Consider the following 12223-nt stretch of genomic DNA (forward strand, 5'->3'; position numbering starts at 1 on the left):
CCCCCTTTTTAATCTACAATTTTATGATACCGCTTTCCTTGTTAAAAATCAATATATTAAATTTTCGTTTTCATTGACTCGTTGCTAAATTTTTTGACTTTCCAATACGCATACACGCATAAAAAATTTGATTGAAAACCGCATTAGCCTTATAATAGATTTATCAAATTTTGGAGGCATGTCAATGAATAAAATAAAAGACATTCCAGTATTAATTACACTTTTTGGTGCAACTGGTGACCTTGCTAAAAGAAAGTTATACCCTGCACTCTTTCGATTGTTTAAAAAAGGTTTTTTACAAAATCGATTCGCCGTAATTGGTACAGCACGTCGTGAATGGACGCACGATTTTTTTAGAAATGTCGTCCTAGAATCCATCAGTAAAATCTCTGGAGAGACGCAAGAAAAAGAGGCGTTTGTACAACACTTTTTTTACCAAGCACATAATGTCAATAACGTTCAAGAATATAATCTATTAAAAAATTTAGCCACATCACTTGATGAACAATTTCATCTAGAAAATAATCGCATTTTTTATTTAGCGATGGCTCCTGAATTTTTTGGTACGATTTCAAAACATTTAAAAGGCCAACAACTTTTAAGCGACAACGGCTTTAATCGCCTAATTATTGAAAAACCATTTGGAACAAACTTAGAAACAGCCATTGAATTAAACGATCAATTGGCAAAAACTTTCCATGAAGACCAAATTTACCGTATTGATCATTATTTGGGTAAAGAAATGGTACAAAATATCAACGCTCTACGTTATTCGAACGTCTTGTTTGAAGCAATGTGGAACAATAAATACATTGACAACGTTCAAATTACATTAGCCGAATCAGTGGGTGTGGAAGAACGGGCTGGCTACTACGATACAAGTGGTGCGTTAAGAGATATGGTACAAAACCATATTTTCCAAATTCTCTCACTGCTCGTCATGGAACCACCAGTAAGAATGAACGGTACAGAAGTTCGTCGTGAAAAAGTTAAAGCTTTACGCTCTTTACGTATTGAAGATGAACAAAGCATACAAAAACATTTTGTACGCGCTCAATATATTTCAAACGGCACAGAAGTAGGCTATTTAGATGAACAAGGGGTAGCAGAAAATTCACGTACAGAAACGTTCGTTGCGGGAAAAATTATGATTGATAATTTTAGATGGTCAGGTGTACCATTCTATATCCGTACGGGTAAACGTCTGCAATCAAAAGATACGGTCGTGCATATTCAATTTAAACCGCTAACCATGAACTTATTCAAATCTAACACTAATCAAGAAATCGCACCAAATGTGCTGACGTTCCATATCCAACCAGAAAATGGTGTGTCTTTAAACTTAAACATTAAAGAACCGGGTCTATCCAAAGATATTGTACGTTCTCCGTTAGTGAATATCATTAACGAGGCGGACACAAAAGATATTCCAGAAGCGTATGAACGTTTAATTTTAGAATGTTTAAATGGACACACAACAAACTTTGCACACCGCGAAGAAGTGGAATTATCATGGCAATTTATTGATACGATTAGAAACGCTTGGGACAATGATACAACTAGTACGATACCAACCTATGTCGTTGGTACGATGGGACCGAGTGAAAGTCACGACCTTTTAGCCGAAGATGGATTTGTTTGGCACTCATGCGATACAACACATTGTTTATAACCTATGATGAGACGAGTCGATAGACTGGTCTCTTTTTTATGGTTAAAACAGCTCTGTTGTCAGATAGGACCGCTACAAAAAAAGACTGTTGACAGTTTATTTGTCAACAGTCTGAGGGAGATTTCTCTCCCTTCTCTTATCAGCACTCACTTAATGGTAGAGTATCACCGCTTTTTTATCACTCACTTAATGGTGGAGTATCACCGCTTTTTTATCACTCACTTAATGGTGGAGTATCACCGCTTTTTCTACAATAATTGTATTACATTATTTAATATGCTGTCAATTGTTTTATGCCTTCATCGTCGGCATAGTAAATAATTTACTATGTTAATAGTTAACGAATCACTCATCAAACTCTTGTTTTTTCGTTAAATAAATTCAACATATTCTTCTAATTGAATGGCAGGATTTAAGGATTGTATAACAGGACAATAGCGTGATACTAATTTGACGATAGCGCTGGCTTTTGCTTGAACGCTCTCTTCAACACTGACAACAAATGTTACCGTCACTTTTGATAACGCCCCTACGTTGTCATCATGACGCTCATAAGCGAGTTCTACACGATGAAAAGTAAACGGAACGTTTGAATTTCGTAGCAACTCTTGATACACGTATCCCCCGCAAGCACCAATCGAAGCGACCATACTTTGTACAGGAGAATACCCAACTTCACGCAGCATGACCCAATTTGGCGCATCTTGCACACTTAATTCAAACCCTTTTATCCCTTGTTGCAAAACAATTTTTTCACTCATTATACACCTCTACGTACAAAATGATTTGGCTCCACTTCAACCCATTCAAATTGCTGGCTTAACGTAATGACAGGTTGTGGTGTCGTTGCAAAATCAATTAATTGCTGCTTAGCAAAATTTGGATCAACGGATAAGTGAGCCGACAATAATTTTTTAGTGTATTCGTGCTGCGGATTATCAAACAATTGCTTTGTTGTTGCCAACTCCACTAAATGACCTTGATACATTACCGCAATGCGATCACTAATGTGTGATACAAGAGATAGATCGTGCGTCACAAATAAATAGGATAAACCTAATTTGTCTTTCAAATCGGCCAACAACTGTACAATTTGCGCTTGAATCGATACATCTAGCGCTGAAGTTGGTTCATCACACACAATGAAATCCGGATTTGAAATGACGGCACGTGCAATACCAATACGTTGGCGCTGTCCACCACTAAAATGCTTTGGCAATTTATGGACATCTTCTCCCGTAATGCCAACCAATTCAAGAACTTCTCTTGCTTTTTTCTCGACGCTTACTTTGTCCGTTTCAAACCACAACGCTTCTTTCACACTTTCTAAAGCACTTTGTTTAGGATTTAAAGACGCATACGGATCTTGAAAAATAATTTGCATTGATTTGTCATCTTTTAAATGGCGCTCAATTTTTCCACTTGTCAACGTTTCAAAATTCAACAACAATTTACCTAATGTACTTTTTCCACTGCCCGATTCACCAACCAAGCCAAGCGTTTCACCTTGATAAATCGTTAAAGACACACCGTTGACGGCGTATTGCTCGTGTACTTTACCTTGAAAATCTTTACTTTTATAAACTTTCGTCACATTTTCTAATGTCATTAGCGGTTTAGTCATGCGATACCTCTTTTCTTACAAAATGTGTCTGTGATACCTTAACCAATTCGGTTTGTTGTGGCGCTATATAATTAGGAACATCTGTTTCAAATCGGGCAAGTGCCATCAATCGTTTCGTGTAAGGGTGTTGTGCTTGTGTAAAGATATCATCAACCGTTCCACTTTCGACAACTAGTCCGTTATTCATCACGACAACATCATCACATAGACTGGCAATCACACCAAAATCATGAGATACAATAATAACCGTCAAGCCCATTTCTTTTTGCAACTTTAAAATAAGCGATAAAATTTGCAACTGAATGGTTACATCTAATGCCGTTGTGGGTTCATCAGCAATTAATACTTCAGGTTTTGCTAAAAGTGCCATAGCAATCATGACACGCTGGCGCATACCACCAGATAATTCAAAAGGATATTGACGCATGCGTAATTCCGGTTGTGTGATACCCACCTTATCCAACATCGCAACGGCCTGCTGAATGGCCTGTTCACCCGTTATTTTTTCAAATCGCTCAATAATTTCCAATAAATGAAATCCAATGGTACGCAACGGATTTAAAGACGTCATCGGATCTTGAAAAATCATGGCAAATGGTATCTTTTCATTTTTTTGTATGGAATCACCATTAAAATTTAACTGGTCATACGTCATGTCTAAATTTTCGGGCAAAATACCCATTAAACTTTTTACACTTAAACTTTTACCACTTCCAGACTCCCCAACAAGACCTAATACACTCCCTTTGGCAAGACTAAAGGAAACATTGTTGACAAGCTTTTGTTCAGGATTGTTTTTTGCAAAGACACTTAACTGATTAACTTCAATAAATTTTTGCATCATTATCCCTCCTGTAAAGTTTCTTTTAACGCTTCACCTAAGTTGTTCATTGCATAAATCGTTAATGCAATAAACACCCCGGGAATAATTGCCATATACGGCGCACGTTGTAGTGACGATTGTGCCGTTTGTAATAAACTTCCCCACGAAGACATGGGTTGTTGAATCCCCATTCCTAAAAAACTCAACGCAGATTCCGTCATAATAGCATTGGACAGACTCGTTGTGGCAGCAACCAACATTGTTGGCAAAACAAAGGGAAAAATATGATTTTTCATAATGGCAACTGGTGAACGTTTAATAAACTGTGCATATTTAACATATTCCCGTTCTTTTGCAGATAATGTTTCCGCACGAATTAATCGTGCCGTATTCATCCATGAAAAACAGCCGATAACAATAATAATGGTATTTAATCCCGGTTTTAAAAACACACTCAATACAATGACTAAAATTAACCATGGAATAGATGATAAAACGTCTAAAAAGCGCATTAATAACGTATCAACAATACCGCCAAAATAACCCGACACCATACCAATAATGGCACCAATTGTAGTTGCCGTTATCATCGATAACACACCGACTAATAAAGAAACTCGCCCACCATGTAAAACACGAATAAAATAATCACGTCCAACTTCATCTGTACCAAATAAATGGAGTAAACTTGGACCTTTTGACATTTGCGTAACATCCGTTTTTGTAGGGTCAATTGGAATGAGAGGTGCAATTAACGAAATCACAATTAATAAAGCAACAAAGATAAAGGAAAACACATACACTTTTGATCCTTTTATCGTTTGAAAAAATCGTTTCATCCTTATCTCCCTTCCTTACGAATACGTGGGTCTACCACATAATATAAAATATCCGCCAACAAATTACCTAAAATGACTAATGTTGATGAAAGCAACATCACTGCCATAATAATGGGGTAATCTAATCCACGTGTAGCGGTCATCATATACGGTCCAATACCCGGCCAAGCAAATATGGTTTCCGTAATTAACGCACCCGTTACCAACATTGGTAACGCTAATCCGATTTGTGTAACAACCGGAATTAAAATGTGTCGTGAAATATGTTTGGCAAAAATCGTCCCGCGTTTAGATTGAAATGCACGCTGAACCGTCACATAATCTTGTGACAATTGTTCTAGTGCAGATGATCTAACGTAACGTAATGTACGTGGAAAGAAATTGATAACAAGCGTTGTAAACGGTAAAACGTAATGCGATAAAAAATCACCAAACGAACGATCCGAACCAACACTATACATGCCTACAATTTCAAACCACCCCAACTGATAACCAAATACATAAATCAGTAACATTGCCACCCAAAACGTTGGCAGTGCAATTCCCATTGAAGCGACCCACTCTAAAAACTGATCTAACCATTTGCCTTTATTCGCTGCAGCCACTAATCCAAGTGCAATGGCAATACCTAGCGCTGTTAAATAAGCAGGCAACACTAACACAACAGTATTTGGAATACGTGATAGTAACTCTGGACCGATGGCTTGATTTGAAACGAGCGATTTGCCGAAATTACCTTGTAATAAGCTCGTTAACCACGACCAGTATCTCACCCAAAATGGTTGATCGACGCCACTTTGCAGGCGCAGAAAATCAATTTGTTCTTGTGTCATTTCTGGCGTAATCATAGCATCAACTGCGTTGTATGGCGCTAAGTCAATTAGAAAAAACACGATAAGCGAAATGAGTAATACTAGCGGAATAGCTTGTATGATTCGCTTTAAACTATATTTCAACATAATAACTCCTAATATATGTTGAAAGAGGCAAAAGCAAATGCCTAGCCTCTTTCAATACATCAATTATTTTTTAACAGATAATTTAGACATATCTTCTAATGAGTAAATTGGTACTAACCCAGCTTCTTTAACACCTTGAATACGTGAATTTACTGCTAAAATACGGCGATTGTCAACGATTGGATAAATCACAGCGTCATCTGCAATCACTTGTTGTAACTCTTCGTAAATGGCTTTACGTTTTGCATCATCCAATTCTTTGGCACCTTTATCAAACAATTCTGCAACTTTTTCTGAATTGTATTGGAAATAATTTGCACGCGCACCCGGAGCAAATAAGGCAGCATATAAATCAGGATCGTTACCCATAATGTATCCACCTAAAAATAGATGATATTGTGTTGATCCTTTTTTACGTAATTCTGTAAAGATTGCACTTGAATCTCCACCAGCTAATTCAACTGTAACACCAACTTGTTGTAATTGTTGTTGAATTAATGTTGCTTGTAATGTTTGAGCTGGATCAGTTGCTGAATAACCTAATTTTAACGTTAAGTTTGTTACACCTGCTTCTTGTAATAAAGCTTTTGCTTTTTCAAGATTTTGTGTATATTTTTCAACATTTGTTGTTGCATAAGGGTTATTTGGTGGCAAGATTGAATTTGGTGACACGTAGTATTCATCGTTTAAATAAGCCGCTTTATTCATATCGTCTTTATTTAAGGCAAATAAAATGGCTTGACGTACTTTTTTGTCTTGTAATTCACTCGTTGCAGTGTTTAATCCCATATACCCTACACGGTTTTCACTATATGGGTAAGTTGTAATGCTATCTTTATTTAAATCAGCAACATCACTTGGCAGTACAACCGCTGCATCAACTTCACCTTTTTGTAACGCTAATTTTTGCGTATCTGCACTTGGAATGATTTGTAAAATCACTTTATCAATAGATGGTTTACCACCATAGAAATGCTCATTTGCTTCAAATTGCATGTATTCACCACGTTTATACTCTACTAATTTGTAAGCACCTGTTCCGACATGAGATACTGGTAATTCTTTACCTGTTAAATCTTTACCTTTATAAGCGTGTTCAGGTAAAATGTATTTTTCTGTTGCTAAGTTTTCAATGGTTGCCGCACTTGCTTCTGGTAATGTAAAGACAACTGTGTAGTCATCTACTTTTTCTACCGCAATTACAGCGTCATTAATGTACATTTTAGAAGAATTGCCGTTTTCTTTTTTAGCTAATTCTGTATACGTAAATACAACGTCATCTGCGTTAAAAGCTTCGCCATCTGACCATTTCACATCTTTACGTAATTTTACTGTAATTTTTGTACCATCTGGTGATACGTCTAAGCTTTCTGCTAATTCAAATTTATGACTTCCATCTGCTTCGATTCGGATAAGTGGAGAATAAATCATATTCGCCATTGTTAATCCCCAACGATCACTCGTGTTAATTGGGTTACTTGATGTAGGGTCTCCACCAATAGCATAAGTGAATTTATTTTCTGTATTTGCTTTAGTTTGTGTCGTTTGACTTGAGCATGCTACTAAAGTAGTCGCCGCAACTGCCAATAATCCTAAATACCATTTCTTTTTCATATTTTCTCCTTTAGCCCCATTGGACTTGATTTAAAAATTGTTCGTTTTTGTCTAATACATCTTCAATAATGTGGATGTGTTGTTCTACAAGTGCATTGCCTTCTGCTGTTAATTTAATACAGACACCGCGTTTATCTTGTGAACAATTTCCCTTCGTAATGTATTGACATTGTTTATTTTCCATGCGTGCAATAAGTCGAGACATGGCACTTTGTGTCAATCCAACTTTTTCCTGCAATTCAAATGTACGCATACTTTTTTGTGGTTCCTGACTTAAAAAATAAAGTACGTAAAATTCACTTAACGTTAAATTTGTTACACGCTTTAGCTCTTTTTCCAAGTCATGTTCAATTTTCTTTTGGCTGGCACTTACCATAAGACATTTATCTAAACAGTCACAATCACACAAATTCGACCACCTCTTTCTTCACGCAATATACATGCATGCTCATGCATGTATATTACTATTGTTTTATCGTATTGTCAACAGTTTATTTTCATAAAACACTTACATTTTTCACACAACAAAACATGCCTTTTCACACGTGGTAAAAAGGCATGTTTTTAAATGTTATCTATCTAATATACACATCATATTGATTACCAAAAGTTCCCCTATCGTACACTTTTCCTTTGGCACCAAACGGGGTATCAATAACGGTTCCAATCGGTGCATCGTTTGCTAAAACAATGTACCCATCTCCGTCAACAACGTATCCGTTAGCGTTCACATGGCGTCCCGGAATTTTTAAATTACCACCCGGTAAAACTAATTCACTATAATACGTAAATTTAATGGCTCCGTGGAAAACGACGCCTTTCACTTTAAAATCAGCTAATGTCACTAAGACTGGCGTCATCACACTATCACTTGTTGTTGGCTGTACCACAGCACTATTTTGAACAGTAACTCCCGGCGATTGAGCAGCGGTTGTTTGCTGTATCGCCTGTGATGCTTGTTGTGTGTTTGGTTGCGTGCTTGACGACTCAACACGATTTTGTGGAGTAAACGTTGTTTCTTTTTTTTCAATCGAAGCGTCATGTTGTGCGTTTGCATGTTCTGCTGCTTGTGCTTGTGCAAGTTCTTTTTCTTTTTTAGCTATAATTTGTTCAACAGCCTCTTTATTTTCAGCCAATAATTTTTCCAAAGCAATTCGCTCACGATGCACCGCATCCGTTTGATTTTGTAAAACTTGTTGTTTTTGTTTTAATTCATTCAGTTGTGACTGATGTTCATTCTGTAATTGAATTAGGCGCTCTTGTGATGCTTTGGCTACTGTTATTTTTTCATTTGCCGCTTCTTGTAATTGGACAACTAAAAATAAACGCTCAAAAAAATTCACTATATTTTCTGAAGAAAATAATAAATTCAATACGCCATATTGCTCATTGTTAATTTGTAAATCTAACAAACGTTTTTTGGCTTGTTCTATTCTTGAATCAATGACAGCTGATAAATTTTTATGTTCCAATTCATTTCGCTGCATTGCCTTTTCAATTTGTTCAATCGCTTGACCCGTTTCAACAAGTGCGTAACGATTAGCGTTTAATTCATGAACAATCTCATCAATTTGTTTTTCTAATTGTATAATGGTTTCTTGGGATTCTGCATGCGCTTGTTTTCCAAATGATACCGGTAGACATAAAACAATCAGACACAAAATTTGGATTAATTTTTTCATAGATTATCACTTTCATTTAAAATAATCATTACTACAATAAAGGTTTTTTTCATTTTTTGCAAGAAAAACGTTTATATTTGGCGTTTAATTCCGTATAATATAAAGAAAAACAGCGAGGTATATTATGACAAAAATTTATTTTGCAAGCCCATTATTTTCAGAAATGGAATTACTCTATAATGAACAATTAGTTAAAAAAATTCGTGAGCACTACCCTACTGCCGATGTCTATCTACCACAAGAACAAGCTAGCATCAACGACAAAAATGCTTATGCCGACTCTAAAGCCATCGCTCAATACGATACGCAAGCGTTGCTAGAATCACAGTTGGTTATTGCGGTGTTGGATGGTGCCATCATTGATGTTGGCGTGGCAAGTGAAATCGGCGTCGCCTACCAAGCGGGTATTCCTGTTTTAGCATTATATACCGACTCACGTCAAAAAGGCGCAACCAATCAAAAGAAATTAGATGCCTTACAAGAAATCGCGGAATCTCAATTTTCATATGTCAATTTATACACTGTCGGACTAGTTAAATTGAATGGTAAAGTTGTTGGATCAAGCGAAGAATTGCTAAGCGCTATCGCTGAATTTATTTAATCTATTGCCATTTTATGTTAGAATGAAGTGATTCTAAAAAGAAAAGAGGAAATGAAACGTGTTACAAGTATCAAATGTCGGTTTATTATTTTCAGATCGCAAATTATTCGATAACGTCAACATCACTTTTACACCAGGAAACTGTTACGGTGTTATTGGTGCTAACGGTGCTGGAAAATCAACATTTTTAAAAATTTTATCCGGTGAGATTCAACCGACAACGGGGGATGTGATTTTAGACCCTCACGAGCGTTTATCCGTACTATCACAAAACCACTACGGGTTTGAAGAGTTTGGCGTTCTAGAAACGGTTATCATGGGAAATAAACGCTTGTATGATATTATGCAAGAAAAAGATGCCCTATATGCAAAAGAAGATTTTAGCGAAGAAGACGGGATTCGTGCCGGTGATCTTGAAGGTGAATTCGCTGAATTGAATGGTTGGGAAGCTGAAAGTGACGCTTCGATTTTATTACAAGGGTTAGGCATTACAGAAGATTTACACTACAAAAAAATGGCAGAGTTAATCGAACCAGAAAAAGTAAAAGTTTTATTAGCTCAAGCGCTATTTGGCCAACCCGATGTTTTATTATTGGACGAGCCAACTAACGGTTTAGACAAAGCGTCTATTGATTGGTTGTCTGATTTCTTATTAGACTTCCCAAATACCGTTATTGTTGTTTCTCATGACCGTCACTTTTTAAATACGGTATGTACGCATATGGCTGATGTGGATTTCGGTCGCATTCAATTGTATGTTGGTAACTACGATTTCTGGTTGAAATCAAGTCAATTAGCTGCTAAGTTAGCTGCCGATCAAAACGCTAAAAAAGAAGAAAAAATTAAAGAGTTACAAGATTTTATCGCACGTTTTAGCGCTAACGCTTCAAAATCTAAACAAGCAACATCACGTAAAAAAATGTTGGATAAAATTACATTGGAAGATATTCAACCGTCTTCACGTAAATATCCTTTCGTTGGCTTTACAATCGAACGCGAAATCGGAAACGATTTACTATTAGTGGAAAACTTATCTAAAACGATTGATGGCGAAAAAGTATTGGACAACATTTCATTTACCATTAACAAAGATGATAAAGTTGCCTTTTTAAGTCGTAAAGATATTGCTACGACAACACTCTTTAAAATTTTAAGTGGTGAAATGGAAGCTGACTCTGGAACATTCAAATGGGGTGTTACAACGAGCCGTTCTTACTTACCAAAAGATACCAGTGACGAATTTAATTCATCACTATCGATTTTAGAATGGTTACGTCAATACGCACCACAAGAGGAAAGCGACAATACTTTCTTACGTAGTTTCCTTGGTCGTATGCTATTTTCTGGAGAAGACGTTATGAAATCTGTTAATGTGCTATCCGGGGGAGAAAAAGTACGTTGTATGCTTTCTAAAATGATGTTGGCAAAATCAAACGTTTTACTATTAGATGATCCAACAAATCACCTTGACTTAGAGTCTATTACAGCACTTAACGACGGTATGATTGCATTTAAAGGGTCACTACTTTTCACATCTCATGACTACGAATTTATCAATACTATTGCTAATCGTATTATTGAGGTGACACCTAACGGTGTTGTGGATCGTTTGTCTACAACTTACGAAGAATATTTAAATGACGCTGCCGTTCAAGAACGTGTCAACGCTTTATACGACAACAATTAATCATTAGCCAAAAAGCTGTACGACACAGTACAGCTTTTTACTTTACTATTTTAAAAAATATTTTATACTTAATTTAAGTATTAGGAGGTTTACTTATGAATTTAATTCCAACAGTTATTGAGCAATCGTCACGTGGAGAACGCGCATACGATATTTATTCAAGATTATTAAAAGATAGAATTGTCATGTTAAGCGGTCCGATTGATGATAATGTCGCAAACGCCGTTATTGCACAATTATTATTTTTAGAAGCACAAGACCCTGAAAAAGATATTTACTTATATATCAATTCCCCTGGTGGAAGCGTTAGTGCAGGTTTAGCCATTTACGATACAATGAATTTCATTAAAGCTGATGTCCAAACAATCGTCATCGGTTTAGCGGCATCTATGGGAAGCTTCTTATCTTCATCAGGTGCAAAAGGCAAACGTTTCGCTTTGCCAAATGCCGAAATCATGATTCACCAACCATTAGGTGGCGCACAAGGACAAGCCACAGAAATTGAAATTGCGGCAAAACATATTTTATTTACACGTGAACGTTTAAATAAAATTTTAGCAAAAAATACTGGTCAACGCATCTCAAAAATCGCTAAAGATACCGATCGCGATAACTGGCTAACTGCTGACGAAGCAAAAGAATACGGTTTAATTGATGCCGTATTAACAAATTCAAGTGATATTTCAAAATAACATGATTTTAAACCGACCGGCTAATACGAT

The 12223-nt window shown here is 36.4% G+C and carries 12 protein-coding genes; 4 read left to right on the plus strand and 8 right to left on the minus strand.

The window, feature by feature from the left end:
- The first annotated feature begins 184 nt into the window (after positions 1–184).
- The gene (locus J7S27_04860; GenBank protein QTU82629.1) at positions 185–1672 is read left to right on the plus strand and encodes a glucose-6-phosphate dehydrogenase; all 1488 of its coding nucleotides are present in this window, start codon (positions 185–187) and stop codon (positions 1670–1672) included.
- A gap of 371 nt (positions 1673–2043) precedes the next feature.
- Here J7S27_04860 and J7S27_04865 read toward each other — a convergent pair whose 3' ends face one another.
- The 8 genes from J7S27_04865 to J7S27_04900 form a co-directional block, all read right to left on the minus strand.
- Positions 2044–2433 carry an OsmC family protein gene (locus J7S27_04865; GenBank protein ID QTU82630.1) on the minus strand — a complete coding sequence of 130 codons (390 nt, stop codon included), beginning with the start codon at positions 2431–2433 and terminating at the stop codon, positions 2044–2046.
- The gene (locus tag J7S27_04870; protein ID QTU82631.1) at positions 2433–3296 is read right to left on the minus strand and encodes an ABC transporter ATP-binding protein; all 864 of its coding nucleotides are present in this window, start codon (positions 3294–3296) and stop codon (positions 2433–2435) included. The genes J7S27_04865 and J7S27_04870 overlap by 1 nt, the downstream gene beginning before the upstream one ends.
- On the minus strand, positions 3289–4140 hold the full coding sequence (locus J7S27_04875) for an ABC transporter ATP-binding protein (GenBank protein QTU82632.1): 852 nt from the start codon (positions 4138–4140) through the stop codon (positions 3289–3291). Before J7S27_04875 ends, J7S27_04870 begins: the two co-directional genes overlap by 8 nt.
- Positions 4140–4958: an ABC transporter permease gene (locus J7S27_04880; protein ID QTU82633.1), complete on the minus strand. Its 819-nt coding sequence runs from the start codon at positions 4956–4958 to the stop codon at positions 4140–4142. The genes J7S27_04875 and J7S27_04880 overlap by 1 nt, the downstream gene beginning before the upstream one ends.
- A 2-nt stretch (positions 4959–4960) precedes the next feature.
- Positions 4961–5917 (minus strand): ABC transporter permease, encoded by a 957-nt coding sequence (locus tag J7S27_04885; GenBank protein QTU82634.1) that lies wholly within the window; start codon positions 5915–5917, stop codon positions 4961–4963.
- A gap of 63 nt (positions 5918–5980) precedes the next feature.
- On the minus strand, positions 5981–7531 hold the full coding sequence (locus tag J7S27_04890) for an ABC transporter substrate-binding protein (protein QTU82635.1): 1551 nt from the start codon (positions 7529–7531) through the stop codon (positions 5981–5983).
- A gap of 10 nt (positions 7532–7541) precedes the next feature.
- Positions 7542–7940, minus strand: a complete 399-nt coding sequence (locus J7S27_04895; GenBank protein ID QTU82636.1) for a MarR family transcriptional regulator — start codon at positions 7938–7940, stop codon at positions 7542–7544.
- A 166-nt stretch (positions 7941–8106) separates the two neighbouring features.
- Positions 8107–9213 carry a hypothetical protein gene (locus J7S27_04900; GenBank protein ID QTU82637.1) on the minus strand — a complete coding sequence of 369 codons (1107 nt, stop codon included), beginning with the start codon at positions 9211–9213 and terminating at the stop codon, positions 8107–8109.
- A 124-nt stretch (positions 9214–9337) separates the two neighbouring features.
- Between J7S27_04900 and J7S27_04905 the strand changes: the two genes are divergently transcribed.
- The 3 genes from J7S27_04905 to clpP all read left to right on the plus strand — a co-directional run bounded on the left by J7S27_04905 (position 9338) and on the right by clpP (position 12193).
- Entirely contained in the window at positions 9338–9814 is a 477-nt protein-coding gene (locus J7S27_04905; GenBank protein QTU82638.1) for a nucleoside 2-deoxyribosyltransferase, read from the plus strand.
- A 58-nt stretch (positions 9815–9872) separates the two neighbouring features.
- Positions 9873–11501 carry an ATP-binding cassette domain-containing protein gene (locus J7S27_04910; protein ID QTU82639.1) on the plus strand — a complete coding sequence of 543 codons (1629 nt, stop codon included), beginning with the start codon at positions 9873–9875 and terminating at the stop codon, positions 11499–11501.
- Between the two features lie 95 nt (positions 11502–11596).
- Positions 11597–12193, plus strand: a complete 597-nt coding sequence (clpP, locus tag J7S27_04915) for an ATP-dependent Clp endopeptidase proteolytic subunit ClpP (protein QTU82640.1) — start codon at positions 11597–11599, stop codon at positions 12191–12193.
- Positions 12194–12223 lie beyond the last annotated feature (30 nt).

This window comes from Carnobacteriaceae bacterium zg-C25 (assembly GCA_017945845.1).
Taxonomy (GTDB): Bacteria; Bacillota; Bacilli; order Lactobacillales; family Aerococcaceae; genus WM01.

Excerpts from the sequence above, each read along its gene's own strand:
- J7S27_04860 (QTU82629.1), top strand. The coding sequence starts at position 185 with ATGAATAAAATAAAAGACATTCCAGTATTAATTACACTTTTTGGTGCA.
- J7S27_04865 (QTU82630.1), bottom strand. The coding sequence starts at position 2,433 with ATGAGTGAAAAAATTGTTTTGCAACAAGGGATAAAAGGGTTTGAATTA.
- J7S27_04870 (QTU82631.1), bottom strand. The coding sequence starts at position 3,296 with ATGACTAAACCGCTAATGACATTAGAAAATGTGACGAAAGTTTATAAA.
- J7S27_04875 (QTU82632.1), bottom strand. The coding sequence starts at position 4,140 with ATGATGCAAAAATTTATTGAAGTTAATCAGTTAAGTGTCTTTGCAAAA.
- J7S27_04880 (QTU82633.1), bottom strand. The coding sequence starts at position 4,958 with ATGAAACGATTTTTTCAAACGATAAAAGGATCAAAAGTGTATGTGTTT.
- J7S27_04885 (QTU82634.1), bottom strand. The coding sequence starts at position 5,917 with ATGTTGAAATATAGTTTAAAGCGAATCATACAAGCTATTCCGCTAGTA.
- J7S27_04890 (QTU82635.1), bottom strand. The coding sequence starts at position 7,531 with ATGAAAAAGAAATGGTATTTAGGATTATTGGCAGTTGCGGCGACTACT.
- J7S27_04900 (QTU82637.1), bottom strand. The coding sequence starts at position 9,213 with ATGAAAAAATTAATCCAAATTTTGTGTCTGATTGTTTTATGTCTACCG.
- J7S27_04905 (QTU82638.1), top strand. The coding sequence starts at position 9,338 with ATGACAAAAATTTATTTTGCAAGCCCATTATTTTCAGAAATGGAATTA.
- clpP (QTU82640.1), top strand. The coding sequence starts at position 11,597 with ATGAATTTAATTCCAACAGTTATTGAGCAATCGTCACGTGGAGAACGC.